This is a genomic window from Catellatospora sp. NPDC049609 (genome assembly GCF_040675365.1).
GTDB lineage: Bacteria > Actinomycetota > Actinomycetes > Mycobacteriales > Micromonosporaceae > Catellatospora.
Window position 1 is genome coordinate 57927 of record NZ_JBFAOU010000004.1, and the last position, 25547, is coordinate 83473.

20 protein-coding genes are annotated in these 25547 nt (G+C 73.5%); 12 read left to right on the forward strand and 8 right to left on the reverse strand.

Features of this window, described 5'->3' with window-relative positions; genetic code table 11:
* Positions 1-85: 85 nt before the first annotated feature.
* Genes AB0J67_RS02045 through AB0J67_RS02055 form a run of 3 tightly spaced genes read right to left on the reverse strand, consistent with a single transcriptional unit; the run spans position 86 to position 3263 of the window.
* The gene (locus AB0J67_RS02045) at positions 86-871 is read right to left on the reverse strand and encodes an alpha/beta fold hydrolase (protein WP_363475266.1); all 786 of its coding nucleotides are present in this window, start codon (positions 869-871) and stop codon (positions 86-88) included.
* Positions 868-1767 carry a short-chain dehydrogenase/reductase gene (locus AB0J67_RS02050; RefSeq protein ID WP_363475267.1) on the reverse strand — a complete coding sequence of 300 codons (900 nt, stop codon included), beginning with the start codon at positions 1765-1767 and terminating at the stop codon, positions 868-870. The genes AB0J67_RS02045 and AB0J67_RS02050 overlap by 4 nt, the downstream gene beginning before the upstream one ends.
* Complete coding sequence (locus AB0J67_RS02055; RefSeq protein WP_363475269.1) at positions 1764-3263, reverse strand: NAD(P)/FAD-dependent oxidoreductase; 1500 nt, start codon at positions 3261-3263, stop codon at positions 1764-1766. Before AB0J67_RS02055 ends, AB0J67_RS02050 begins: the two co-directional genes overlap by 4 nt.
* Before the next feature lie 149 nt (positions 3264-3412).
* Here AB0J67_RS02055 and AB0J67_RS02060 point away from each other — a divergent pair, with 149 nt between their 5' ends.
* Entirely contained in the window at positions 3413-4024 is a 612-nt protein-coding gene (locus tag AB0J67_RS02060) for a TetR/AcrR family transcriptional regulator (protein WP_363475270.1), read from the forward strand.
* A 312-nt stretch (positions 4025-4336) separates the two neighbouring features.
* A complete protein-coding gene (locus AB0J67_RS02065) occupies positions 4337-6448 on the forward strand; it encodes a glycoside hydrolase family 6 protein (RefSeq protein WP_363475272.1) in 2112 nt (703 codons plus the stop codon).
* A gap of 139 nt (positions 6449-6587) precedes the next feature.
* Here the strand turns inward: AB0J67_RS02065 and AB0J67_RS02070 are convergent, their stop codons facing one another.
* The 3 genes from AB0J67_RS02070 to AB0J67_RS02080 form a co-directional block, all read right to left on the reverse strand.
* Entirely contained in the window at positions 6588-8957 is a 2370-nt protein-coding gene (locus AB0J67_RS02070; protein ID WP_363475274.1) for a transglycosylase domain-containing protein, read from the reverse strand.
* A gap of 105 nt (positions 8958-9062) precedes the next feature.
* Entirely contained in the window at positions 9063-10814 is a 1752-nt protein-coding gene (locus AB0J67_RS02075; RefSeq protein ID WP_363475276.1) for a class I SAM-dependent methyltransferase, read from the reverse strand.
* Positions 10811-11635, reverse strand: a complete 825-nt coding sequence (locus tag AB0J67_RS02080) for a hypothetical protein (RefSeq protein ID WP_363475278.1) — start codon at positions 11633-11635, stop codon at positions 10811-10813. Before AB0J67_RS02080 ends, AB0J67_RS02075 begins: the two co-directional genes overlap by 4 nt.
* Before the next feature lie 168 nt (positions 11636-11803).
* Here AB0J67_RS02080 and AB0J67_RS02085 point away from each other — a divergent pair, with 168 nt between their 5' ends.
* The 3 genes from AB0J67_RS02085 to AB0J67_RS02095 all read left to right on the forward strand — a co-directional run bounded on the left by AB0J67_RS02085 (position 11804) and on the right by AB0J67_RS02095 (position 14083).
* A complete protein-coding gene (locus tag AB0J67_RS02085; protein WP_363475280.1) occupies positions 11804-12373 on the forward strand; it encodes a YceI family protein in 570 nt (189 codons plus the stop codon).
* A gap of 233 nt (positions 12374-12606) precedes the next feature.
* Positions 12607-12996, forward strand: coding sequence for a TOBE domain-containing protein (locus tag AB0J67_RS02090; RefSeq protein WP_363475282.1), 390 nt, complete (start codon positions 12607-12609; stop codon positions 12994-12996).
* Entirely contained in the window at positions 12989-14083 is a 1095-nt protein-coding gene (locus AB0J67_RS02095; protein ID WP_363475284.1) for an ABC transporter ATP-binding protein, read from the forward strand. Before AB0J67_RS02090 ends, AB0J67_RS02095 begins: the two co-directional genes overlap by 8 nt.
* 129 nt (positions 14084-14212) lie before the next feature.
* Here AB0J67_RS02095 and valS read toward each other — a convergent pair whose 3' ends face one another.
* Entirely contained in the window at positions 14213-16714 is a 2502-nt protein-coding gene (valS, locus tag AB0J67_RS02100) for a valine--tRNA ligase (RefSeq protein ID WP_363475285.1), read from the reverse strand.
* Between the two features lie 348 nt (positions 16715-17062).
* Here valS and trmB point away from each other — a divergent pair, with 348 nt between their 5' ends.
* The 4 genes from trmB (at position 17063) to AB0J67_RS02120 (ending at position 20067) form a co-directional block, all read left to right on the forward strand.
* Positions 17063-17734, forward strand: a complete 672-nt coding sequence (gene trmB, locus AB0J67_RS02105; protein ID WP_363475346.1) for a tRNA (guanosine(46)-N7)-methyltransferase TrmB — start codon at positions 17063-17065, stop codon at positions 17732-17734.
* Between the two features lie 180 nt (positions 17735-17914).
* Positions 17915-18913, forward strand: coding sequence for an N-acetylmuramoyl-L-alanine amidase (locus tag AB0J67_RS02110; protein ID WP_363475287.1), 999 nt, complete (start codon positions 17915-17917; stop codon positions 18911-18913).
* A 283-nt stretch (positions 18914-19196) separates the two neighbouring features.
* Complete coding sequence (locus AB0J67_RS02115) at positions 19197-19400, forward strand: hypothetical protein (RefSeq protein WP_363475289.1); 204 nt, start codon at positions 19197-19199, stop codon at positions 19398-19400.
* Positions 19401-19593: 193 nt separating this feature from the next.
* On the forward strand, positions 19594-20067 hold the full coding sequence (locus AB0J67_RS02120; RefSeq protein WP_363475291.1) for a hypothetical protein: 474 nt from the start codon (positions 19594-19596) through the stop codon (positions 20065-20067).
* Positions 20068-20085: 18 nt separating this feature from the next.
* On the opposite strand, the gene AB0J67_RS02125 is transcribed toward AB0J67_RS02120, so the two are convergent.
* Entirely contained in the window at positions 20086-21690 is a 1605-nt protein-coding gene (locus tag AB0J67_RS02125; protein ID WP_363475293.1) for a tetratricopeptide repeat protein, read from the reverse strand.
* A gap of 236 nt (positions 21691-21926) precedes the next feature.
* Here AB0J67_RS02125 and AB0J67_RS02130 point away from each other — a divergent pair, with 236 nt between their 5' ends.
* The 3 genes from AB0J67_RS02130 (at position 21927) to AB0J67_RS02140 (ending at position 25540) form a co-directional block, all read left to right on the forward strand.
* On the forward strand, positions 21927-22763 hold the full coding sequence (locus tag AB0J67_RS02130) for an SDR family NAD(P)-dependent oxidoreductase (protein WP_363475295.1): 837 nt from the start codon (positions 21927-21929) through the stop codon (positions 22761-22763).
* Between the two features lie 106 nt (positions 22764-22869).
* Entirely contained in the window at positions 22870-23694 is an 825-nt protein-coding gene (locus AB0J67_RS02135; protein WP_363475297.1) for a GDSL-type esterase/lipase family protein, read from the forward strand.
* Between the two features lie 268 nt (positions 23695-23962).
* On the forward strand, positions 23963-25540 hold the full coding sequence (locus tag AB0J67_RS02140; protein ID WP_363475299.1) for a cellulose binding domain-containing protein: 1578 nt from the start codon (positions 23963-23965) through the stop codon (positions 25538-25540).
* The last annotated feature ends 7 nt before the right edge of the window (positions 25541-25547 follow it).

A 25547-nucleotide genomic window follows, 5' to 3' on the forward strand; every position in this document is an offset into this window, starting at 1 on the left:
TCGCGCGTCCAAGATACGCACAGGTGCCAGGCAAGTTTGATGATCAAGGCGCCCCGAGCACGGGGCGCGGCCGGGCGGGCGGGGGTCAGCGGCGGGACGTGGTGGCAAGGATGACCTGGGCGAGGAGGTCGGGGTCGTCGCTCATCGGGACGTGGCCGCAGCCGGGCAGGGTGACGTGGTGCGCCTGCGGGAGGCGCTCGCGGGCGGTCACCGCCTGGCGCGGCAGCAGGATGCGGTCCCGGTCGCCCCAGGCCACGGTGACCGGCACCGTCGGGGTGCCGCGGTACTCGTAGCCCCTGGCCGCGGACCGCGCGACCGGGCGGAAACCGGGGGCGCTCCGCAGGGCCAGCGCGTCGTCCAGCGCCCGCGCGGCGTCCAGGCGCCCCGGATGGTTCATCAGCATGGCGAACGCCAGCGCCCGGGTGGCCGGCGGGCGCATGTTGGCGCGCACCAGCGGACCCGGCAGCAGCGTGCCCCAGCGCAGCGCGGTGAGCACGGCGACGGCGTAGCGCCGGTGCCGGCGGGTCCAGAAACCGGCGGGGGAGATCGCCGTGGCCGAGGCGACGTGCCCGGCCGCGGCCAGCTCCAGCGCGATGGCGCCGCCGAGGCTGTTGCCGGCCACATGCGGCCGGTGGATGCCCTGCGCGGCGAGCCAGCCCGCGAGCTGCGCGACGGATTCGGCCATGTCGGGCATGCCGCCGGGCGGCACCGGCGAGCGGCCGAAGCCGGGCAGGTCGATCGCGATCACGTCGTGTGCCGCGGCGAGGGTGTCCAGGACCGGTTCCCAGGCGCGCCAGTGGTGGCCGATGCCGTGGATGAGCAGCAGCGGCTCGCCCGCCCCGCGCCGCTCGTACGCCACCTCGATCGTCACGGCTCGCCCCCGGTGGACTCGGCACTGTGTAGGCCGAACGACCGGCCCAGCGCGGCGACCTCCCGCTCCATGCGTGGCACCAGCACGCGCGAGCGCCGGCCGACCAGCGCGCCGGCGGCCCGCGAGTTGACCACTGTGCGCAGGGCCTGCACCGCGGCGATGGCGCGGGGCACGTAGACGCGGCGGCGGCGCCGCTGCACGCCGCGTACGAACGCCTCGGCGCACCGCTCGACGGAGGTGACCGAGCCGACGGGCCACGGCAGGCTGCCGAACGCGCCGTCGAAGGACGGCAGGTCGCCCCGGGCGTCGCGGACCAGGTCCGTGTCGATCCAGCCGGGATGCGCGGTGCCGACGGCGACCCCGTGGTGGGCCAGCTCCAGCCGCAGCGCGGTGCCGAAGTGCTCGACTCCGGCCTTGGCGGCGCAGTACGCCGACATGCCCGGCAGCGCGGTGAACGCGGCGGTGGAGGAGACCAGCAGGTAGTAGCCGCGCGCCGCGATGACCGGGGCGGTGGTCGCGGCGACGGTGCGCATCACGCCGATCAGGTTCACCTCGACCGTGCGGGCCAGCGCCTCGATGTCGCCGGTGGCGACCGTGCCGAGGCTCGCCACGCCCGCGTTGGCGACGACCGCGTCGATCCGCCCGAACGCCCGCAGCGTCCCGGCGACGGCCCGCTCCAGCGCGCCGGAGTCGGTGACGTCGGCCTCGAACCAGCACGCGGCCTGCTCGCCGTGCACGGCGTCGAGCTCGTCGGCCAGCAGCCGCAGCCGGGCCGGCTCCAGCCCGACCAGGGCGAGCCGGGCGCCTCGGGCCGCGGCCAGCCGGGCGGTGTGCTCGCCGATGCCGCGCGCCGCCCCGGTGACCAGCACGACCTGCCCGGCCAGCGGGGCGTTCATCGCGGCACTCCGGCGGTCGCGGCGCGGGCCGGCACGGTGCGGTAGGCGCCCGGGTCGAAGCGGCGGGTGCGCAGCCAGTACGACCAGGTGAAGCCGGGCCACAGGGTGGAGTTGCGCCCGTGGGCGTCGAGGTACCAGCTGCGGCAGCCGCCGGTGGTCCACACCGTGCCGGCCATGTTCCGGTCCAGCTCTACGTTGTACGCCCGCTGCGCGTCCGGGTCGGGCTCGATGGCGGCGGCGCCGCTCGCGGCCAGGTGCCGCAGCGCGCCGAGCAGGTAGTCGAGCTGGCACTCGATCATGAAGACGACCGAGTTGTGGCCGAGCCCGGTGTTCGGGCCGAGCAGCAGGAACAGGTTCGGGAACCCGGCGACCGCGGTGCCGCGGTAGGCGTACATGCTGCCGTCCCAGTGCTCGGCCAGGGTGCGCCCGTCGGCGCCCCGGATCGTCCGCGCCATCGGCAGGTCGGTGACGTGGAAGCCGGTGCCGAACACGATGGTGTCGACCGGGTGGGCGCGCCCGTCCGCGGTGACCACGGCGCCGGCGGTGACCCGGGTGATCGGCTCGGTGACCAGGTCCACGTCGTCGCGTGCCAGCGTGGGGTAGAAGTCGTTCGACAGCAGCACCCGCTTGCAGCCCATGGTGTAGCGCGGGGTGAGCCGCTCGCGCAGCGCCGGGTCGGCCACCGAGCGGCGCAGGTGGCGGCGGGCCATGGCCTGGCCGAGCCGCATCAGCGCCGGGCGCAGGAACGCGACGGCCTGCAGCTCGCGTCCCCAGTACACCCCGGCCCGGACCAGCCGGTGGGTGAGCGGGGCGGAGCGGAACAGCCGCCGTTCGAGGGCGGTGATGCGCCGATCGCGGCGCGGCAGCACCCAGGCCGGGGTGCGCTGGAACAGCGTCAGGTGCCCGGCCTGCGGCGCGATCCGCGGCACGAACTGGACGGCCGACGCGCCGGTGCCGATCACCGCGACGCGCCGCCCGGTGAGGTCGAGGTCGTGGCGCCAGCGCGCGGAGTGGAACGTCTCGCCGCGGAAGTCCGCCAGGCCGGGCAGGTCGGGGAGGGACGGCTCGGTGAGCGGCCCGCCCGCCGCGATGAGCACCTCTGCCGAGTACGGCCCGTGCGAGGTGTCCAGCCGCCACACCTGGGCGTCGGGGTCCCACGCCGCGCCGTGCACCTCGTGGCCCAGCCGCAGGTGCGGGCGCACGCCGTGCTCGTCGGCGCAGCGGCGCAGGTAGTCCCAGATCTCCGGCTGCGGGGAGAAGCTGCGGCTCCAGCCGGGGTTGCGGGCGAACGAGAACGAGTACAGGTGCGACGGCACGTCGCAGGCGCAGCCGGGGTACGAGTTGTCGCGCCAGGTCCCGCCGACCTCGTCGCCGCGGTCGAACACCAGCAGGTCGTGGAAACCCGCGCCGCGCAGCCGGATCGCCGCGCCGATGCCGCCGAAGCCCGCGCCGATGATCGCGATCCGGGTGTGGCGGGGCCCGTCGTCGCTGTTCACGGGCTACCTCCTTGTGGTACCGGCCAGTACCATCCGTCTGCCCGAGAAATTACCACTCGGTAACACGCCGGGGAAGGGCGGGAATCGCCACGAACCGCCGGTACAGTCGGCACCCATTCGACCGTACGCGTCCGAGCAGCGGAGGAGCCGTGGCCGCCCCCACGAGAACGTTCGAGTCGGTCCGGCGTGACCTGACCACGGCGCTCGCCGAATGCGTGGCCGAGAAGGGCTACTCGTCGACCACCATCGCCGACATCGTGGCGCTGGCCCGGGTGTCCAAGCGCACCTTCTACGAGCACTTCGGTGCCAAGGAGGAGTGCCTGATGGCCCTCTACGAGCACGTCTGCGACCGGCTCATGCTGATCATCAGGGCGGCCGCCTCCGGGGACCAGCCGTGGCCGCAGCGCATCAGCGACGGCGCGGCGGCGTACCTCGGCGCGCTGGAGACCATGCCCGCGTTCACCCGGACCATGCTCGTCGAGGTGCAGGCGGCCGGGCACCGCGCGTTCCAGCTGCGCCAGCGCACCCTGCAGCGCTTCGCCGGGACGCTGGTCGACCTCGTCGAGGGCGGCCGGCTGACCGATCCCGACCTGCAGCCGCTGTCGCAGCCGCAGGCGCTGGCGATCGTCGGCGGCATCAACGAGCTGCTGCTGCACGCCATCGACCCGTACGCGGACTCGGCCGGCCCGGACGTGCAGGGCCGCTTCGCCGCGCTGCACGGTGACGTGGTCCGGCTCATCAGCGCGGTGCTCAAGGGCTGAAGCTGCACAGCGGGTGATCAACGCATAGACATCCAGTGTTGTGTCGCGCATGTTTCGTGTGCGACCATGACCGCAGTTCGCGTTGGGAGCACGCGCGACATCCTCGCCGAGGGCACCCGGTTTGCACCACCGGGACGGCGACGGCACGGACCGGTTCCGGTCGCGTGCATTCACCTTGCATGTTCCGCCCGCCGGGCCGGGCAATCCGCAGCACCGTGTGACGCCTTCGGCGCAGCCCTCCTCCCGGCTGCTTTCGGGGCGTCCATACCGGACCCCGGCCCCGGGATCCGGCCATGGCCCAAGGAGAAGGCAATGAAACTCCCGATCACCCTGTCCGGAAGGCGCAAGGCAGTTGCGCTCGCCGGCGCGAGCGCCCTCGTGGTAGCGGGGCTCGTGACGCTCCCGGCCGCGATGGCCCACGCCGCGCCCGGCTGCGACATCACCTACACCGCCAACGAGTGGACCGAGGGCGCCGGCACCGGCGGCTTCACGGCGAACATCACCGTCAAGAACACCGGTGACGCGCTGACCAGCTGGACGCTGCGCTACTCGTACGCCAACGGCCAGACGCTCACCCTGCCCGGCTGGTCGGCCAACTGGTCCCAGTCCGGCGCCAACGTCACCGCCGCCAGCCTGTCCTACAACGGCTCGCTGGGCACCGGCGCGTCGACCAGCATCGGCATCAACGGCCGCTGGACGGGCAGCAACACCAAGCCGACGTCGTTCACGCTCAACAACACCACCTGCACCACCGGCGGCGTGACCCCGAGCCCGAGCACCAGCCCGAGCCCGAGCACCCAGCCGAGCCCGAGCACCAGCGCGAGCCCGCAGCCCCGCTCGATCATCATCAGCCCGGCCTCGGTGAGCGTGGCCGAGGGCAGCAGCTCCTCGGTGACGGTGAAGCTCAGCGCGGCGCCGACGTCCAACGTGACCGTGGCGCTGGCGCGCTCCGGCGACACCAGCATCACCGCCCCCGCGTCGGTCACGCTGACGCCGTCCAACGCCGTCGCCGGCGTGAGCGTCGCCATCGCCGCCGCCGAGGACACCGACCAGACCAACGGCACCGCGACCGTCGCGGCGTCGGCCTCGGGCTACACCGGCGCCTCGCTGGCGGTCACCGAGATCGACAACGACATCACGCAGAGCGGCCGGGCGGACAACCCGTACGTCGGCGCCACCGGCTACGTGAACCCGAACTGGCGCTCCAGGGCCCTGGCCGAGACCGGCGGCAGCCGGATCGCCAACACCTCCACCGGTATCTGGCTCGACCGCATCGCCGCCATCGCGGGCAACAGCAGCACCATGGGCCTGCGGGCGCACCTGGACGAGGCGGTCGTGCAGGACGCCGCCAACGGCTCGGCGCGGCTGACGATCCAGTTCGTGATCTACAACCTGCCGGGCCGCGACTGCTCGGCGCTTGCCTCCAACGGCGAGCTGGGCGTGGACGAGCTGCCGCGCTACAAGTCGGAGTACATCGACCCGATCGCGGCCATCATGTCCGACTCGAAGTACGCCAACCTGCGGATCGTCGCGATCATCGAGATCGACTCGCTGCCGAACCTGGTGACGAACCTCAACATCGCCAAGTGCGCGACGATGAACTCCAACGGCGGCTACGTCAAGGGCGTCGGGTACGCGCTGACCAAGCTCGGCGCGATCCCGAACGTCTACAACTACATCGACTCGGCCCACCACGCCTGGCTCGGCTGGGACACCAACTTCGGCCCGACCGCGGTCAAGCTGAAGGAGGCGGCGGTCGCCGAGGGCAGCACGGTCAACAACGTGCACGGCTTCATCACCAACACCTCCAACTACTCGGCGCTGACCGAGCCGTTCATCAACATCAGCGGCACGGTGGGCGGCTCGCCGATCCGCCAGTCCAAGTGGATCGACTGGAACTACTACGCTGACGAGCTCTCGTTCGCGCAGGCGTTCCGCAGCCGCCTGGTGCAGGAGGGCTTCAACTCCAACATCGGCATGCTGATCGACACCTCGCGCAACGGCTGGGGCAACTGCGTGCAGGCCCCGTGCCAGCCGATCCAGACCACCCGCCCGACCGCGGCCAGCACGTCGACCAACGTGGACACGTACGTGAACCAGTCCCGGATCGACCGGCGCATCCACGCGGGCAACTGGTGCAACCAGGCCGGTGCGGGCCTCGGCGAGCGGCCGACCGCCGCGCCGCAGCCCGGCATCGACGCCTACGTCTGGATCAAGCCCCCGGGCGAGTCGGACGGTTCGAGCTCGCTGATCCCGAACGACGAGGGCAAGGGCTTCGACCGGATGTGCGACCCGACCTACACGGGCAACCAGCTCAACGGCAACAACATGACCGGGTCGCTGCCCAACGCCCCGATCTCCGGTCAGTGGTTCTCCGCCCAGTTCCAGCAGCTCATGGCCAACGCGTACCCGCCGCTCTCCTGACCCGGCACCACTGAGGAAGGGCACCTTCTCCACGCTGGGCGTGGTGGAAGGTGCCCTTCCGCACTGCTCGGATGAGCGGGCCGCCGCCGGACCCGGCGCGCCACCCTGGGCCGGCCGATCCGAGCGCGACCGCTGCTGGTCAGCCGCCTAGGCCGAACGGCAGGCGGAGTCCGCCGCGCTCGTCCCGCCCGCCGGAGCCGCCGTCGACGCCGTTGCCGTTGCCGTTGTCGTTGCCGGGGGTGCCGCTGCCGGAGTCACCGTTGCCGTTGTCGCTGCCGGAGTCGCCGTTGCCGCTGTCGCCGTTCGAGCCGTTGCCGTTGTCGGCGTCGTTGCCGGACTGGTCGCCGTCGCGGCCGGGCCGGTCGCCGTTGTCGCCGTTGCCGCGGTCGTCACCGTTGTCGCGGTCCTCGTCGCGCTCCGGCTCCTCGGTCACCTGCGGGCGCGGGGCGAACGCGCGCTCCCGTGACGGCGCCGGGAAGTCCTTGACCTCCAGGCCCGCCGAGCCGGTGGCCAGGGTCTGCGCCACCGCGCGGGACACCTTCGGCAGCACCGCCGCCCCCACCGCGTCGGCGTGGCTGTCCGGGTTCGCCGCGATCGCGGCGGCGGCCAGCTGCGGGGTGAACGCCGCGAACGTCTCGGTCATGTTGTCCTGCGAGCTGCCCGTCTTGCCCGCGACCGGGCGGTCGCCGAGCAGCCCGGACACGGCGGTCGCGGTGCCGCCGTCGCAGCGGCCGAAGGCGCCGTCCTGGCCGACGGGGCAGCGGGCCGCGTCGGTGGCCGCGCGGGCGACCTCCGGGTCGATCGCCGGGGCGCAGGCCGGGTGGACCACGTCCAGCGCCCGGCCGGAGGAGTCGATCACCGAGTCGACCGGCTGCGGGGTGCAGTAGACGCCGTCGGCGGCCAGCGTGGCGTACGCGTTCGCCAGGTCGAGCGGGGTGGTCAGCGACACGCCCAGCACGAACGAGCCCCAGCCGGACGCGTCGGTCGCGGCGTGCTCAGCATCGGCCGGGTGCCGGAACTTCACGCCCAGCCGCTGCGCCATCTCGATCGTCTTGTCCGCGCCGACCTGCTGCTCCAGCCAGACGAAGTACGTGTTCACGGACCGGCCGAACCCGGTCCACATGTCCCGCTCGCCGTCCATCCAGGAGGCGTTGTCGTTCTTCGGGCACCAGTACCCGTCGCAGCTGACCGGGCTGTCCTTCGGCTCGGGCCAGCGCGTCTTCAGCCGCGACGGCGAGTCGAACGTGGTGTCCAGCGTCTGGCCCGCCTCCAGCGCGGCCAGCATGGTGAACATCTTGAACGTCGAGCCGGCCTGGTAGCCGTAGACGCTGCCACCCCCGGCGACGAGCTGGTTCATGGTGTTGCCCGCGCCGGGCGCGGCGCTGTAGTGCCGGTTGATCGCCAGCGCCAGCACCTTGCCGGTGCCCGGCTGCACCACGGCCATCGGCAGGGCGCGCTTGTCGGCGTACCCGTAGACCTTGGTGACCTGCGCCTGGGCCTCGTCCTGGATCCTGGGGTCCAGTGTGGTGACGATGCGGTAGCCGCCCTGGCGCAGCGCCTGCTCCCGCTGCTCCGGGGTGTCGCCGAACGCCGTCTGGTCGCGCCACCAGCCGCGGAAGTAATCGCAGAAGAAGCCCCAGCCCTTGCGGGACGCGGTGCAGTCGTTGGGGCTCGCGCCGCGCTTGAACTTCGGAGTGACCGCGCGCGCCGCGTCGGCCTGCGCCGCGGTGATCGCGCCGGTGCCGGTCATCGCGTTGAGCACGTACTCGCGCCGGCCCAGCGCCTGCTTCTCGTCGCCGGTCAGCGGGTTGTCCGCCTCCGGCGACTGCAGCAGCCCGGCCAGCAGCGACGCCTCATCCAGGGTCAGCTTCGCCGGATCCTTGGAGAAGTACGTGTGCGCGGCGGCGTAGATGCCGTACGCCCCGGCGCCGAAGTAGGCGATGTTCAGGTAGCGCTCGAGGATCTGCTCCTTGGTCAGCTCCTTCTCCACCGCCAGCGCGTACCGGGCCTCGCGGATCTTGCGGGTGGGCGTCTGCTCGGTGGCGGACGCGCGCTCCTGCGGCGTCAGCGACGGGTCGCTCTTGAGCACGTTGCGCACGTACTGCATGGTCAGCGTCGAGGCGCCCTGGGAGACGCCGCCGCTGGTCCCGTTGGCGACGACCGCCCGCAGCACGCCCTTGAGGTCGACCCCGTGGTGGGAGTAGAAGCGCGAGTCCTCGGCGGCGACCACGGCCTGCGCCGCGACCGGGGCGACCTCGGCCAGCGTCACGTCCCGCCGGTTCTCGTCGTAGAAGGTGGTGACGACCGTCTTGCCGTCGTTGGCGTAGAGGTAGCTGGCCTGCGCCGTGGTCGGGTGCTGCAGCACCTGCGGCAGCGAGTCGTACGCGGGCGCCGTCTTCTCCACCGCCCAGTTGGCCAGCGCCGCGGCGGGCATGGCACCGGCCGCGACGACCGCGCCCGCCACCACGGCAAGCAGCGTGAGACGGGTCATCCGGTTGAGCTGCGGCATCGCGGCACCTTCGGGGGAGGAGGCGGGGATGCTCAAGCCTGCCCGGAGATCGCCGAACTGCCAGGTTTTGTGGGATACATCGCACCTGAGCAGGGCATATACGGACTAGTTCCGACGTAGGCGGCGCACCGCCGCGCGCGCCCAGCGGGCGGGAGCCAGCAGCGCCCGGCCGAGCCGGAAGCTCGCCGAGCCCCGCAGCTGCGCGGCGGTCCGCCGGGCACCGCGCAGCGCGTCCTCCGCCGCGCGCCGCTGCTGGTCCGTGCGGGCGGTCACCCCGCGCGCGTGTTCCAGCTCCGTGCGCAGCCGCCGGTGTGCCAGCAGCAGCTCCTGGTACGCCGCGACGTCCGGCGGCGTGCCCGCGTCGACCGCCGCCAGCCGCCGCGCCAGCTCGTCCCGCCCGGTCCGGTCCAGGCCCGCGCGGGCGGCGCGGAGGTCCGCCTCGAACGCGACCGCCTGCGCCACCGCGTCCGGGTCCGGCCGCTGCCCGGCCGCGCCCGTCAGGACCAGCGTCAGCGCGTCGGCGTCGAGCGTGTCGGGCCACGGATGCACCGCGCCGCGGGTCAGCAGATCCACCGCGAACCGCCGCAGCGTCCGCGCCAGCACCACCGGGTACGGCCGCTCGCCCGCAAACCACGACCGGTCGAGCACGGCCGGGCCGTCCCCGGTCAGCACCAGGCCGTCCAGGCCCGTGCACGCGTACGCCCCGCCGACCAGACCGCGCTCGTCGGCGTGCCCGCGCAGCCAGTCGGCGTACGCGATGAGCAGGCGCCGCACGCGCGGAGTGTCCCGCCGACGGCACGCGTCGCGCAGCACCCGCGCGAACCCCGGCCCGGCCGGCACCGGCCCGGCCAGCAGCGACAGGTCGCGGCCGACCCCGAACGCGGCGACGTCCGCGGGTGCCGGCGGGACCACCTCGCGCGCGCCGCCGCGCAGCGTCCAGGTCACCGCGGCCGGCCCGGCGGGCTCGGCCGCCACCAGCTCAGGCAGCTCGGGCAGATCGGCCGGTTCGCGGACGGCCAGCACCAGCCAGAGCGGGGCGAAGGCCGCACCGAGGCCGTTGGCGAGCGCGTCGGCCGCCAGGGCGTGCGGGTCGCCGAGCGTCGGCGCGCCGGGTTCGCCCGCCCAGGCGTCCGCCAGCGCCGCACTCACCGCCCCGCTCGGCTCGCCGTCGGCTGCCTGCACCGCCCCGGCCTGCGGGTCGAGAAGGAGCGCGGGGGCGACCGGGTCGGGGTAGCCGAGCCAGCGTCGGCGGACGGACAGGCCGTCGCGGGCCAGCACCGTGTCCAGCCGGTCGGGGCTGCCGGGACGGTCGGGGTCGGTGACCGCGGGGGCGTGCCAGTGCCGGTCGGCGCCCTCGTGCGGGGTCGGCGTCAGCGCGGTCAGCTCGTGCACGCCGAGCGGGTTGGCGAGCCCGAGCAGCAGTGTGCCGCCGGGCGCGAGCAGCCCCGCCACGGTTTCAAGAGCCTGCGCCCAACCGAGCTGGCGGCCCTCCGCCGACACGACTCGGTCCAGCCCGTCGAGCGCCACGATCACGTCGTACGCCCGCCCGGCAGGCGCTTCGGGGCCGCCGCAGACGACCTCGACTCCGGTCGCGGCAGCGGCGGCGAGGGCGTCGTGCCGCGAGCGCAGCAGCCAGGTGACCCGCTCCGGCGGCACGGGCAGCGCGGCCACCAGCGCCGGGTCGTGCGGCCCGGCGACCAGCACCCGGGCGTCGGCCGGCACGGCCAGGGCGAGCAGCGCGGCGGCCGCGCGGCCGCGGAACGGCCCGGGAGCGCCGGTGAGATCGGACCAGTGCGGCATCTCCACCGGGGTGCGCGTCACCGCCGCCGCGCGGCGTCCCCGCTCCACGGTGCTCATCCGGCCTCCCCGGCGCCGGGCCAGCCGAGCAGCGCGCGCAGCTCGTCGGGGGAGGCGAGGTGGTCGAGGCCCAGCTCGTCGTGGGCCACCTGACGGGCGGTGGCGAGGTGGACCTGCTCGCCGTGCAGCTCGGCCCACTGGCGGCGGACCCGCTCGGCGCCGCCCATGGTCTGGTCCTCGTCGGCCAGTGTCATCGGGTCGCCGTACACGGCGGGTTCGCAGCCCGCGCTGATGCCGTAGAGGACCGCGGTGGACAGGCGGTTGGCGGCCACCCGCTGGTGCCGCCGCAGCGCCGCGAGCTGGCGGTGCAGGAAGTCGGGGTCGCCGTCGCGCCGGCCCCAGCCACGCCGGCCGTGGCAGATCACCTCGTACCCGGCGCGCTCGTAGACGCGGCGCACGCGCGGCGCGGTGTACTCGTTCCAGTGCAGGCAGATGGTGACCGGCCCGGTCTCGACGGCGCGGATGGTGTCGGCCAGCCGGTGGTGGTCGCCGAGCACCTCCTGCTTCTCCCAGCCGTGGAACGGGTACCAGATGGTGCCGTGGCGTTCGGCGGGCTCCGGCGGCGCCATGCGCAGCAGGTACGCCCACGGTGCGCCGAGCACGAAGACGTTGCGCCGGCCGAGCGACCACGCGCGGCGCCGGGTCTGGTCGGACCAGACCAGCAGCGGGTCACGGCCCTCGATGCGGGCGTGCAGCTCCCAGCCGTCCCCGATGTTCCACCCGTGCTGCAGGTACCCCTCCACGCGCGGCTGCGGGTCGGTCAGCCCGCACCACGCGCCGAGGATCGCGGCGTGGCCGTAGAAGTGGTTCACGTGGTGCATGGCGCCCTGGTGCTCCGCGAGTTACGGATATTTCTGGCAATCTTCCCAGAACGGTCGCTGTGACGCCCGACACGCCGGAAAAGTTCTGGAGGTGGAGGAAATATCGTTGCGATGCGTATAGTTGAACCATCACGTAAACCTGTAACGCCAACCCTGGAGGACATCGTCATGACCACGAACACCCGTACCTGGCACGGTCTCACCATCCCGACCGCCGGCACCTTCGCCCTCGACCCCGCGCACACGCGGGTCGGGTTCGTCATCCGGCACCTCGTGGTGAGCAAGGTGCGCGGCGCGTTCAAGGACGTGGCCGGTGAGATCGTCATCGCGGAGGAGCCGCTGGACTCCTCGGTGACCGCCACCATCCAGGCGGCCAGCATCGACACCGGTGTGGCCGACCGCGACAACCACCTGCGCACCGGCGACTTCCTCGAGATCGAGAAGTACCCGGAGCTCAGCTTCCGCAGCACCGGGCTGCGCGCCAAGTCCGGCGAGCACTTCATCCTCGTCGGCGAACTGACCATCAAGGACGTCACCAAGCAGGTCGAGCTGGAGCTCGAGTTCGGTGGCGTGCAGAAGAGCCCGTACGGCCAGGAGGTCATCGGCTTCAGCGCCACGACCGAGATCGACCGCGAGGAGTACAACGTCACCTGGAACCAGACGTTGGAGACCGGCGGCGTGATGCTCGGCAAGACGCTGAAGATCGAGATCGAGGGCGAGGCGGTTCGCCAGGCCTGACCTGAGCGGGCTCCGCGCGGCCGCGACCACCGGTCCGCGACGCCGCCCGATCCGGTGCGCTTCATTGGGGGGAGCGCGCCGGGGGGGTGCGGGCGGCGTCCGGGTGGCCGCGGCCGCCGCGTACTCCGAAGCGCCGGTCCTGCCGTGCACACGGTGGGGCCGGCGCTCGGCGTATCCCGCACCCGCGACCGGCAGCACGGTTGCATCGCAGATGCGAGGGGTAGATTCGGGCCATGACCGCATTCCGCATCGGGGAGGCCGCCGAGCTGCTCGGCGTCAGCGCGGACACGGTGCGCCGGCTCGTCGACTCGGGGCGGCTGCGGGCGCACCGCGACGAGCACGACCATCGCGTGGTGGCGGGGGCAGACCTGGCGGCGTACGCCCGCGCCCAGGCCGACGACCCCGACGGGCGCGCCGACCGGTCCTCGGCCCGCAACCGGCTGCGCGGCATCGTCACCGCCATCGTCAAGGACACGGTGATGGCACAGGTCGACATCCAGGCGGGCCCCTTCCGGGTGGTGTCCCTGATGAGCCGCGAGGCGGTCGACGAGCTCGGCCTCGACGTCGGCAGCGTCGCGGTCGCCGTCATCAAGTCCACCAACGTGGTCGTCGAACGTGACTGACCCCGCACTGGGCGGGGGGTGGCCTGGGCAGCGGGCGCTGCTGGCCGCGCGGTTGGTGGTCGAGCGGCCCGGGTTCCGGCTGGACGTGGCGCTGTCGGCGGGGCCGGGCGAGGTGGTGGCGCTGCTCGGGCCGAACGGGGCGGGCAAGACCACGGCGCTGCGCGCCCTGGCCGGGCTGCTGCCGCTGCACGGCGGGCGGCTGCGGCTGGGCGAGGTGCTGCTCGACGATCCCGTCGCCGACGTGTTCGTGCCGCCCGAGCGCCGACGCATCGGCGTGGTGTTCCAGGACCACCTGCTCTTCCCGCACCTGTCCGCGCTGGACAACGTCGCGTTCGGCCCGCAGTCGCGCGGTGCCGGGCGGCGCGCGGCCCGCGCCGAGGCGCACCGCTGGCTGGAGCGCTTCGGGCTGGCCGGGTACGCCAAGCAGCGGCCGCGGCAGCTGTCCGGAGGCCAGGCCCAGCGGGTGGCCCTGGCGCGGGCGCTGGCCGTACACCCGGATCTGCTGCTGCTCGACGAGCCGCTGGCCGCGCTGGACGCCCGCACCCGGATGGAGACGCGCGCCCGGCTGCACCACGACCTGCGCGCACACGAGGGCGCGACGCTGCTGATCACCCACGATCCGCTGGACGCGCTGGTGCTGGCCGACCGGCTGGTCATCGTCGAGGACGGCCGGATCGTGCAGGAGGGCGACGCCGCCACGATCACCGCCCGCCCGCGCACCGAGTACGTCGCCCGCCTGGTCGGGCTGAACCTCTACCGCGGCCGGGCCGACGGGCACGACGTCACGCTGGCCGGCGGGTTCACCATGGTCGCCGACGACGAGGTGCACGGCGACGCGTTCCTGGCGTTCGCGCCCTCGGCCGTCGCACTGCACCCGCAGCGCCCCGCGGGCAGCCCGCGCAACACGTGGCAGGCGACGGTGGTCGGGGTGCTGCCGCACGGCGACCACCTGCGGGTCGAGCTCGGCGGCCCGATCCACGCCGCCGCGGAGATCACCCCCGCCGCCGCCGCCGCCCTGGGCCTGCTCCCCGGCGCCGAGGTCTGGGCCGCCGTGAAGGCCACCGAGACCAGGGCGTACCCGTACTGACGCCGACCTGACCCCTGCGCCGAGGTCTCGGCGGAGGCGGCGAAGATCGCGAGTTCGGGTCAGAAGGTGAGGTCAGACTGCGTTTTCTGACCCGAACCAGCGATCGTCCCGGCCCGCCCCTGCCTTACCTCACCACTGGGCGAGGTAGGTGGGGTGGGGGTGGCGGGTGACGGACTCGATCACGCCGGCGTCGCGGATGTCGCGTTCGATCAGCGTGAAGGCGGGGCCGTCGGGGGCGGTGAGCAGGGGCAGGGGAGTGCGCATGGAGACCTTCGCGGCGGACTTGGCCCGCCGCACGGACTCGATCGCCTCGGTCGCCGCCGCCAGCAGGGCCGGGTCGCCGGCCCAGGCGTCCAGGTCGGACGGGCACGGCCAGGCGGCGCGGTGGATCGAGCCGGGCTGCCACCACGACCACGCCTCCTCGGTCACGAACGGCAGCACCGGGGCGAGCAGGCGCAGCAGCACCGACAGCGCGGTACGCAGCGCCAGCCGGGCCGAGTCCGCGGCGGCGTCGCCGTGCTGGCCGTACGCGCGCAGCTTCACCAGCTCCAGGTAGTCGTCGCAGAACAGCCAGCAGAAGCGCTCGGCGGCGGCCAGGGCACGGCCCTGGTCGTACTGCTCCAGCGCGGCGGTGGTCTCGGCGATCACCGGGCGCAGCGCGGCCAGCAGGGCGCGGTCCAGCGGCTCGGTCACCGCGGCGTCGGTTCCGGGCGCGCCGAGGCCGAGCACGAACCGGGCCGCGTTGAGGATCTTCGTGGCGAGCCGGCGCCCCACCCGCATCTGGCCGGTGTCGAAGGCGGTGTCGGCGCCCGGCCGGGCGGACGCGGCCCAGTAGCGCACCGCGTCGGAGCCGTGCTCCTGCAGCAGCCCGAGCGGGGTCACCACGTTGCCCACCGACTTCGACATCTTCTTGCGGTCCGGGTCGAGGATCCAGCCCGCGATGGCGGCGTTGCGCCAGGGCAGCGCGTCGTGCTCGGTGTGCCCGCGCAGCGCCGTGGCGAACAGCCAGGTCCGGATGATCTCGTGCGACTGCGGGCGCAGGTCCATCGGGAACACCTTGGCGAACAGGCCGTCGTCGGAGCCCCAGCCGCCCGCGATCTGCGGGGTCAGCGACGAGGTGGCCCAGGTGTCCATCACGTCGGGGTCGGCGGTGAAGCCGCCGGGGCGGCCGCGCTGGTCCTCGGCGTACCCGGGCGGGGCGTCGGAGCTGGGGTCGACCGGCAGCGTGTGCTCGGCCGGGATGATGGGGTTCGCGTGGTCGGGCTGCCCGTGGGCGTCCAGCGGGTACCACACCGGGATCGGCACGCCGAAGAAGCGCTGGCGGCTGATCAGCCAGTCCCCGGCCAGGCCGTGCACCCAGTGCTCGTACCGGGTGCGCATGTGCGCCGGGTGCCAGGCCAGCTCGCGGCCGCGGGCCAGCATGCGCTCGCGCAGGTCGGCGTCGCGCCCGCCGTTGCGGAGGTACCACTGCCGGGTCGACACGATCTCCAGCGGCCTGTCGCCGCGTTCGTAGAACTTCACCGGGTGGGTGATCGGCTCGGGCTCGCCGAGCAGGTCGCCGTGCTCGCGCAGCAGCGTCGTCACCCGCTCCCGCCCGCTGTGCACGGTGGCCCCGGCGAGTTGCGCGTAGTACTCCCGCCCGGTGTCGGACATGCCGTCGGGGGCGTCGGGCAGGAAGCGGCCGTCGAAGCCGAGCACGGGCCGGGTGGGCAGGTCCAGCTCGCGCCACCAGATCACGTCGGTGGTGTCGCCGAAGGTGCACACCATGGCGATGCCGGTGCCCTTGGCCGGGTCGGCGAGCCGGTGCGCCAGCACCGGCACCCGCGTGCCGAACAGCGGGGTGCGCACGGTGGTGCCGAACAGCGGCCGGTACCGCTCGTCGTCCGGGTGCGCCACCAGGGCCACGCAGGCGGGCAGCAGCTCCGGGCGGGTGGTCGCCACGACCACGGGTGCGGCCGCGTCGGGGTGGAAGGCCAGCCGGTGGTACGCCCCCGGGCGGTCCCGGTCCTCCAGCTCGGCCTGCGCCACGGCGGTGCGGAACGTGGTGTCCCACAGCGTCGGGGCCTGCGCCGGGTAGGCGTCGCCGCGGGCCAGCGCGCGCAGGAACGCCCGCTGCGACACCGCGCGGGCCCGCGCGCCGATGGTGGTGTAGAGCAGCGACCAGTCCACCGACAGCCCCACCAGGCGCCACACCTGCTCGAACGCCTCCTCGTCGTGGGCGGTCAGCCGCTCGCACAGCTCGATGAAGTTGCGCCGCGACACCGGCAGCTGGGTCTTGCCGGGCTTCTCCGGCGGGGTGAAGCCGGGGTCGTACGGCAGCGCCGGGTCGCAGCGCACGCCGTAGAACTGCTGCACCCGGCGCTCGGTGGGCAGCCCGTTGTCGTCCCACCCCATCGGGTAGAACACGGCCCTGCCGCGCATGCGCTGGAAGCGGGCGATGACGTCGGTCTGGGTGTAGGAGAACACGTGCCCCACGTGCAGCTCACCGCTGGCGGTCGGGGGCGGGGTGTCGATGCTGAACACGCGCTCGCGCGGCGCGTCGCGGTCGAAGCGGTACACGCGCTCGTCTTCCCAGCGCTGCGCCCACTTGCTCGGCAGACCGTCGATGGTCGGCTTGTCCGGAAGGCTCATGACCTCACCTCGGGGGAACAGGCGCCCGTACGCGAGAGAGAGGCCGGATACGACCACCGCGCGCCGGGGCGCGGTGATCGAAGGATGCTACGCGCGGCCCGAGTCGGCTACGCGTACGACGAACGATGCGGAGAGCGCGTGGGTCATGGCTCCTCCTTCGGCATCGGTCGGTTGCCACGATCCTAGCCCGCCGGGTCGGCGCCGCGCACCCGGTAACCGGGTCGTGTCAGCCGTCGGCGCCGGGCGACCGGCGGGCCTCACGCCACGCAGGCGCGGCGGCCGCCGCTGTATCCTGATTCTCTTGTGACCACCTCTGACCTGGCCGGCGCGCTCGACGGCGGCCGCCACATGACGCGCATCACCACCTTCTACCCCCGCCGCGGGCGGGTGAGCGGGCGGCACGAGGACGCGCTGACCAGGCTGTGGCCCACCTACGGTGTGCGCATCGCCGACCCGTACCCGCCGCTGGACCCCGCCGCCCTGTTCGGCCGGACCGCGCCGCTGGTGCTGGAGATCGGCTCCGGCATGGGCGACGCCACCGTGGCCATGGCCGAGGCCGATCCCGGCCGCGACTACCTGGCCGTCGAGGTGTTCCCGCCCGGCCTGGGCAACCTGCTGGCGGTGGTCGAGGAGCGCGGGCTGACCAACGTGCGGGTCGCCCAGGGCGACGCGCTGCACCTGCTGCGGCACATGCTCGCGCCGGACTCGCTGGCCGCGGTGCACGTCTACTTCCCGGACCCGTGGCCCAAGGCGCGCCACCACAAGCGCCGGCTGATCCAGCCGGACAACGTGGCGCTGCTGCGCTCGCGGCTGGCCGTGGGCGGCGTGCTGCACTGCGCCACCGACTGGGCCGACTACGCCGAGCAGATGGCCGAGGTGCTGGACGGGGCCGACGGCCTGGCCAACCTGCACGACGGCTTCGCCCCCCGCCCCGCGCACCGCCCGGTCACCAAGTTCGAGCAGCGTGGCCTGGCCGCCGGTCGCCAGATCTTCGACCTTCTCTACCACCGCACCGCTTGAGAACAAGGGCACCTTCGCGACGCTGCGCGTGGTGGAAGGTGCCCTTCTCAGCGCACTGTCGCCGTAGGTAAGTTTCGTCGTCTAGTTGTTACTTGTAGCTTCTCGACGAGATCGACGTATTCTCATTAATGTCAGGCCACCAGACCCTCTTACCCCGGGAGGACCTCCATGGTGGCCACCATGTCACCCCTGCTGCGCCGCGTGGCGGCGTTCGGCGGCGGCGTAGCGCTGACCCTCGGCGCGCTGCTGACCGTCCCCACCGCCGCCCAGGCGAGCACCGACTACGGCCCCGCAGCCTGGGTGCCGGCCAGCACCAGCAACTACACCAACGCCAGCCGCGAGACCGACTACAACATCAACTACGTGGTGATCCACACCGTGCAGGGCTCGTACACCAGCGCCATCAACTGGTTCCAGAACCCGGCCGCGCAGGTCAGCGCGCACTACGTGGTGTCCAAGGGCGGCGCGGTGACGCAGATGGTGCGCGAGGCCGACGTCGCCTGGCACGCCGGCAACTGGACCTACAACACGCAGTCCATCGGCATCGAGCACGAGGGCTACGTGGAGCAGGACGGCTGGTACACCGAGGCGATGTACCAGGCCTCGGCCGCCATCGTGCGCAGCGTGACCAGCAAGTACAACATCCCGCGCGACCGCGCCCACATCATCGGGCACAACGAGGTCCCCGGCGCCACCCACACCGACCCCGGTTCCCGGTGGAACTGGACGTACTTCATGCAGCTGGTCAACGGGACGACCCCGCCGCCGTCGTGGACGTCGACGGTGGACAACACCACCGCGGGCCGCTTCACCGCCTCGGCGAACTGGGGCACCTCGACCTACTCGACGCAGCGCTACGGCGCCGACTACCGGTACGCCAACCCGCAGGCGGTCTCCGACGCGGCCTGGTACAAGTTCAACATCCCGGCGACCGCGAGCTACCGGATCGAGGTCTGGTATCCGGCCGTCGCCGGCTACAACACGACCACGCCGTACGTCATCGCGACGACAGGCGGCAACGCCACCGTCCAGGTCAACCAGCAGGCCAACGGCGGCAGATGGGTCAACCTCGGCACGTTCAGCCTCGCCGCGGGCGACTACAACGCCGTCGGGGTCAGCCGCTGGACCAGCAGCTCCGGCTACGTGATCGCCGACGCCGTCCGGCTCACCCGGGTCTGATCCCCGCCGCCGCGTGACCGAAGCTCCGTCCCTGCTCGTCGGCAGGGACGGAGCTTGCGTCATGGGCGGGACGGGGGACGCGGCCGGTCTCCCGGATGCGGATCATCGTGTGGCCTGCTAGGCTCCTGCGCATGTACATCTGAGCGTGATCCCGCGCCCGCGCCGACTGCGCGCGGCGAGCGTGCCGCGCCGCCCCGCTGGGGCCGCGCCGTCTGATCCGTCTTTTCCCACGCCCCTGCCATATCGGCGGCCGTCGGCGTGCCCGCATCCGTAGGAGACACTCATGCGTGAAGATCACAGCTCGGAGCAGCCCGCCGCGGCGGACGAGACCGCCGGCGAGGCCGAGCAGCAGCCCATGAACCGCGCCGAGCGCCGGGCCAAGGGCAAGCAGTCCGGCCAGCAGCAGGCGCACGGCAAGCAGGCGTTCACGCCGAAGAAGAGCCAGGGCCACGGCCCGCGCCTGTGGGCCAACCGCCGCGCCGGCTGACCCGTCGCCACCAGCACCTCGATCCGCCGATCCCGGTCCGCCGGGGTCGGCGGATCCGTGTTTGTCGGTGCCCCTGCCTAGACTCCGCCGGCATGACGATGCCGACCATTGTGGACTGTATGACCGAGCGCGGGGCGCCGCCGTGTGCGGTCCGTGTGGTGACCAGCCGTGTGCCGAGCGGGGTGGGTGGCAGATGTCCGGCCCGGTGATGGAGCAGCTCGACCGCGTCGCGGAGCGGATCGCCCGCGGCGAGCTCGACGCGGCGGCGGCCGGGCTCGTGGCGGCGCGGCGCGCGGGCGGCGGGGCGGGCCTGCGCCCGCTGCTGGAGCCGATCGCGACGCTGCCCGAGCCGCAGCTGCTGGCGCTGGTGCGGGCCCTGCTGCGGTTGCGCCGTGACGACGGCGGCTGGCACACCGACAGCGTGCTCGGCGCGCTGTGCCCGCTGCTGCCGCAGGACCTGCCCGCCGACCTGGTGGCCGAGCTGCTCACGTTCGCCGTGGACAGCTCGTACGACATCCCGGTGCTGACCCTGGCCCGGCTGGTGGCGCAGCAGCTGCGGCAGGGTGCGCTGCCGCCCGCGGTCCTGGCCGTCATGGAGCGGCGCAAGCGGGAGAGCCTGTGGCTGCGCGAGCTGGCCGCCACCGCGGCCGCGCGGGCGATGCGGTAGCGGGCCCGGTGGCACCGGTCAGGGGCGGGCCGCGGGGGACCGCCGCCGGTCGGTGCACACCGGAGGGGACATGACCGTCTGCTCGGCGCTGTACGCCAGGGTGACGGTGACGCAGTAGTCGCGCCGCGGGTCGAGGCCGAGCAGGGTGAAGCTCTCCGTGCCCGCGGGCAGCGACTGCATGGCGCGCATGGGCTCGCCCGCGGGCGCGGCCGACAGCACCACCGCCGCCGCCACGCCGTCCGGGTAGGACCAGGTGACCAGCAGCCGGTCGTCCTCGTCGGCGACGGCGAGCCCGGTCGCGGCCGGGGGAGCGGACGCCGCGGGTGCGGCGGAAGTGGCGGCGGGCGGTGCCGTCCCCTCACCGGGGTCGGGCCCGGCGGCCAGCAGGAACGTGCCGACCAGCGCGATGATGGCGACCAGCGCCGCGCACACCGCCAGCGCCGCGGCACCGGCTCCACGCCGTCGCCGCACCGGTGGGGCGTACGACGTGCGCAGCCCCGGCGGCGGTGTGGTCGGCACGGGGAACGGCAGCTCCTCCCGCCGCGCCGGGACCTGCGCGCCGGTCCACGCCGGGGCCTGCTCGCCGGACCGGCCGGGCCAGGCCGGGGGCTGTTCCCCCGAGCGTCCGGGCCAGGCCGGGTCGCCGGATCGGTCGGGCCACGTGTCGTCCGGTCCCGTGTCGTCCGGCCGCCCCGTGGCGCCGGCGGACGGGTCGTCCGGGGACGGGGCGTGCCGGGTGCGGCGGATGCGGGCCGGGTCGTCGTACCGCTCGAAGATCTCGTCGTCGGGCCACTCCTCCGCCGGGTCGGCAGCGGCGGAGGCGGCAGCGGTGCGGTGCGGGCCGGGGATGAGATCGTCAGGGTGGGGGACCAGCACCGGCAGCACGCCGGGTCCCGGGTCCCGCGCTCCGGCCGCCTGCTCCTCGGGCGGGGAGGCGCCGCAGCGGTGCTCGACCTGCGCCTGCGCCCGGGCCGCGGCCTGCAGCAGCCGGTGCACCTCGTCGCCGGCCGGCACCGCGGCGACCTGCGCGCGGGCGCGGGCCAGCAGTTCGTGCGCCTGGTCGAAGTCGCCGCAGTCGCGCCACATGCCGGCCAGCCGGATCGTCATCCGGACGGTGACCGGATGGCTCGGACCGTGCCGTGACGTGTACGCGGCCAGCGCCTCGGCCAGGTGGCGGCGGCCGTCCACGCAGCTGCCCCGCGCGTGCTCGACCACGGCGGCGTCCGCGCGGGCGGACAGGGCGCGGTCGCTGTCGGGCCCGTCGACCAGGGACAGGTCGCGGATCAGATCCTGGTAGAGCTCGGCCGCCCGGTCCAGGGCGCCGGTGCGGTGCATGGTGACCGCCAGCACGCCGAGCGCGTGCAGGGTGCGCCGGTCCAGGTCGCCGTGCAGGGCCTGCGCGGCGGCGTGGGCGTACGCCGCCCAGCTGCGGGCCGCGTGCGGCTCGCCCAGGTGCAGCAGCACCCCGGCGTAGAGCGCGGCGGTGTCGGCTTCGGCCGCGTCGGCGTGGCGCGGGTCCTGGTGCGCCAGTGCCAGCTGGTCCCGGAGCAGCTGTTGCGCAGCCGGGAAGTCGAGCCGGCGCACCAGCTCGCGAGCGCGGGCCAGCCGTCCCCCCTCAGGCATGGCACCCATCGTGCCCGTTTACCCACGATCTGTGAAGTCCCCAGATCAACACTCCTGTCCGGACGGTCCCGCCCTCGTGCAAGATCGCCCGACTTGCCAGGCACCTGGGCGAAAGAGCGGTCAAGATACGCCCATCTGCCAGGCAAGTCGGACGATCATGCGGGGCCGGCCGCCGCTCGCGCGGGGTGGGGTGGGGCGGTAGTGTGCCGGTCCACGCGGTGTGGGGAGGGCGGGGTATGGCGCGAGAGGTGGCGGGGCTGACGGTCGCGGTGACCGGGGCGGCCCGGGGCATCGGCGCGGCGGTGGCCGGGCGGCTCGCGGCGGCCGGGGCGCGCGTGGTGCTGGGGGACCTCGACGCGGACGCGGTGGCGGCGACGGCGGCGCGGCTGCCGGGGGAGGTGCTCGCGGCCGGGCTGGACGTCACCGAGCGGGACTCCGTCGAGGCGTTCCTGGAGCTGGCCGAGCGGGCGTACGGACCCGTCGACGTGCTGGTCAACAACGCGGGTGTGATGTGGGTCGGCCCGTTCGAGGCCGAGCCCGAGCGGGCCGCGCGGCGGCAGTTCGACGTCAACGTGCACGGGGTGCGGCACGGTTTCCACGCGGCCGTGCCGCGCATGCGGGCCCGCGGTCGCGGGCACATCGTGACCGTCGCGTCGGTGGCCAGCCGGATCAGCCCGCCGGGCGAGGCGAGCTACGCCGCGACCAAGCACGCCGTGTACGGCTACGCCGCCGCGGTCCGCCACGAGCTGCGCGGCACCGGGGTGGCCGTCAGCCTGGTCATGCCGTCGGTAGTGGAGACGGAGCTGGCGCTGGGCACGAGCCACGGCTCGGTGCGGCGGCTGCGCCCCGACGACGTGGCCGCGGCGGTGGAGCGGGTGATCCGCCGTCCCCGCTTCGAGGTGTTCGTGCCGGGCCGGCTGGGCCCGTTGACCCGCCTGCTGGCGCTGCTGCCGCAGGCCGGCCGGGATCTGGCGTACCGGCTGCTGGTGCCGGACCAGGTGGTGCTCGGCGACGGCGCGGCGCGGGCGGCGTACCAGCAGGGAGCGGGCTTGTCCGAAGCGGACGGCCAATAGGGACATAAGTCTTGTGACCTAGGTCACCCGGACATTACCCTTCGGTAACCGCGTGCCCGCGCGGTATCCGGTTCCTCCCTTCACACCCCCGGAAGGCAGGCTCCCCATGCGTCTCGCGCGCCCGTCCCTCGCGCTCGTGGTCGGTCTGGCCATGGTGCTGCTGTCGGCGACTCCGGCAGCGGCCGTCGGCCCCGCCCCCAACTCGATGGCCAGCATGGGTGACTCGATCACCCGTGGCTTCAACGCCTGCGGCTGGTACGTCGACTGCACCGCCCGGTCGTTCAGCACCGGCAGCTACGCCTCGGTCAACAGCCACTACCGGCGGATCCTCGCCAAGAACGCCGCCATCAGCGGCCGCAACTTCAACGACGCCCGCAGCGGCGCCAAGGCGGCCGACATGCCCGGCCAGGCGGCGACCGTGGTCGGCCGCAACGTCGACTACGTGACCATCCTGATCGGCGCCAACGACGCCTGCACCGGCTCCGAGTCGAGCATGACCTCGGTGGCCTCGTTCCGGGCGTCGGTCGACGCCGCGCTGGCCACCATCAAGAACGGCCTGCCCAACGCCCGGGTCGCGCTGATCTCGATCCCGGACGTCAAGCGGCTGTGGGAGGTCGGCAAGGGCTCGTCCTCGGCCCGCAACGCCTGGTCGCTGTTCGGCATCTGCCAGTCGCTGCTGGCCAACCCGACCTCCACCGCCCAGGCCGACGCCGACCGCCGCGACCGCGTACGCCAGCGGGTCGCCGACTTCAACGCCCAGCTCGCGCAGGCGTGCGCGGCGTACGGGGCCAACTGCGTCTTCGACGGCAACGCGGTGTTCAACTACCCGTTCGCCCTGTCGCAGGTGTCCACCTGGGACTACTTCCACCCGAACACCGCCGGCCAGACCGTGCTGGCCCAGCTCTCCTACGCGGCCGGCCACAACTGGTGAGCCCGGCGGAAGGGCGCCCCACGGCACCGGGGCGCCCTTCTTCGCGTGCCAGAATCGACAACACTCTTTACAGTTAACCGTCTTTAATTTAGGGTTGCATCCAAGCTCATGAGCGCCTGAACGTCCCGAACACGGCTCGTCCCGGTGCGCCGCCGCCCAAGCGGCGCGCCAGGCGACGCACCACGTTCGTCCACCAGCTCGCCGTCGGGCGACGAGCTCCCCGAAGCCGTCGCCCGCCGCGCGCTACCTGCGAAAGGACAACCGCGCCATGAGAAGGTCCCTGCGGGCCGGTCTCGCCACGCTCGGCGTGGCACTGCTGGCCGGCGCCATCTCCCTCGTCGCGTCGTCGCCGGCCCACGCCGCGACCGCGACGTTCACCAAGGTCTCCAGCTGGGGCAGCGGGTACGAGGGCAAGTTCACCGTCACCAACAACTCCTCCTCGACCATCACCAGCTGGAACGTGCAGTTCGACCTGCCGTCCGGCACCACCATGGGCGTCTTCTGGGACGCCGCGGTGACCACGTCCGGCCAGCACGTCACGGCGACCAACGTCGGCTGGAACGGCACGCTCGGCCCCGGCGCCTCGACCAGCTTCGGCTTCAACGCCAACGGCTCCGGCAATCCGACCAACTGCACCGTCAACGGCACCAGCTGCGCGGGCGGCACGCCGCCGTCGTCCTCGCCGCCGCCCGCGGGCGTGCCCGGCAAGCCCGGCAACCCGTCGGTCACCTCGGCCACCAACAGCGCCATCTCGCTGAGCTGGGGCGCCTCCACCGGCACCGTCACCGGTTACCGGGTGTACGAGGGCAGCACCGTGCGCGCCACCGTCACCGGCACCTCCGCCACGCACAGCGGCCTGGGCGCCTGCACGTCGCACACGTACACGGTGAAGGCCTACAACAACAGCGGGGAGTCCGTGGCCAGCAACGCCGTCACCGGCACCACGACCGGCTGCCCGAGCGGCACCTTCAAGGGCGCCGCGCCGTACTACTACGTCGGCTGGGGCAACCCGCCCGCGCCCGCCACGGTCATGAACGCCACCGGCATCAAGTGGTTCACCATGGCGTTCATCCTGTCCGGCGGCGGCTGCACGCCCGCCTGGGACGGCAGCCGGCCGCTGACCGGCGGCGCCGACCAGAGCACCATCAACGCGATCCGCGCGGCGGGCGGCGAGATCGTGCCCTCGATCGGCGGCTGGAGCGGCAACAAGCTCGGCCCGAACTGCTCGACGCCGCAGGCGCTGGCGAACGCGTACCAGCAGGTCATCAACGCGTACAACCTCAAGGCGATCGACGTCGACATCGAGAACACCGACGAGTTCGAGAACGAGGTCGTGCAGGACCGCATCCTGAACGCGCTGAAGATCGTCAAGCAGAACAACCCGGGCATCAAGACGATCATCACGTTCGGCACCACGACCACCGGCCCGAGCTGGTGGGGCACCCGACTGATCAACCAGGCGGCGGCGCTGGGCGCCAACATCGACATCTTCACGATCATGCCGTTCGACTTCGGCGGCGGCGCGAACATGTACCAGAACACGGTCAACGCCACGGTCGGCCTGAAGAACGCGCTGAAGACGGCGTTCGGCTGGAGCGACGCGACGGCGTACGCCCACGTGGGCATCTCCGGCATGAACGGCCTGTCCGACCAGCAGGAGCTGACCAGTACCGCGACCTGGACCCAGATCCGCGACTGGGCGAACGCCAACGCCATCGCCCGGCTGTCGTTCTGGTCGGTCAACCGCGACCGCGGCTGCGCCGGCGGCGGCGTGACCAGCAACTGCAGCGGCATCGCCCAGCCCGACTGGGAGTTCACCCGCATCACCGCGGGCTTCACCCGCTGACCCTGCC

Bases quoted from the DNA above. Each gene is read 5' to 3' on its own strand.
- AB0J67_RS02140 (WP_363475299.1), top strand. From the start codon at position 23,963: ATGAGAAGGTCCCTGCGGGCCGGTCTCGCCACGCTCGGCGTGGCACTG.
- AB0J67_RS02070 (WP_363475274.1), bottom strand. From the start codon at position 8,957: ATGCCGCAGCTCAACCGGATGACCCGTCTCACGCTGCTTGCCGTGGTG.
- AB0J67_RS02050 (WP_363475267.1), bottom strand. From the start codon at position 1,767: ATGAACGCCCCGCTGGCCGGGCAGGTCGTGCTGGTCACCGGGGCGGCG.
- AB0J67_RS02125 (WP_363475293.1), bottom strand. From the start codon at position 21,690: ATGCCTGAGGGGGGACGGCTGGCCCGCGCTCGCGAGCTGGTGCGCCGG.
- AB0J67_RS02080 (WP_363475278.1), bottom strand. From the start codon at position 11,635: ATGCACCACGTGAACCACTTCTACGGCCACGCCGCGATCCTCGGCGCG.
- AB0J67_RS02090 (WP_363475282.1), top strand. From the start codon at position 12,607: ATGACCGCATTCCGCATCGGGGAGGCCGCCGAGCTGCTCGGCGTCAGC.
- AB0J67_RS02120 (WP_363475291.1), top strand. From the start codon at position 19,594: ATGTCCGGCCCGGTGATGGAGCAGCTCGACCGCGTCGCGGAGCGGATC.
- AB0J67_RS02130 (WP_363475295.1), top strand. From the start codon at position 21,927: ATGGCGCGAGAGGTGGCGGGGCTGACGGTCGCGGTGACCGGGGCGGCC.
- AB0J67_RS02065 (WP_363475272.1), top strand. From the start codon at position 4,337: ATGAAACTCCCGATCACCCTGTCCGGAAGGCGCAAGGCAGTTGCGCTC.
- AB0J67_RS02110 (WP_363475287.1), top strand. From the start codon at position 17,915: ATGTCACCCCTGCTGCGCCGCGTGGCGGCGTTCGGCGGCGGCGTAGCG.
- trmB (WP_363475346.1), top strand. From the start codon at position 17,063: ATGACGCGCATCACCACCTTCTACCCCCGCCGCGGGCGGGTGAGCGGG.
- valS (WP_363475285.1), bottom strand. From the start codon at position 16,714: ATGAGCCTTCCGGACAAGCCGACCATCGACGGTCTGCCGAGCAAGTGG.
- AB0J67_RS02115 (WP_363475289.1), top strand. From the start codon at position 19,197: ATGCGTGAAGATCACAGCTCGGAGCAGCCCGCCGCGGCGGACGAGACC.
- AB0J67_RS02135 (WP_363475297.1), top strand. From the start codon at position 22,870: ATGCGTCTCGCGCGCCCGTCCCTCGCGCTCGTGGTCGGTCTGGCCATG.
- AB0J67_RS02085 (WP_363475280.1), top strand. From the start codon at position 11,804: ATGACCACGAACACCCGTACCTGGCACGGTCTCACCATCCCGACCGCC.
- AB0J67_RS02075 (WP_363475276.1), bottom strand. From the start codon at position 10,814: ATGAGCACCGTGGAGCGGGGACGCCGCGCGGCGGCGGTGACGCGCACC.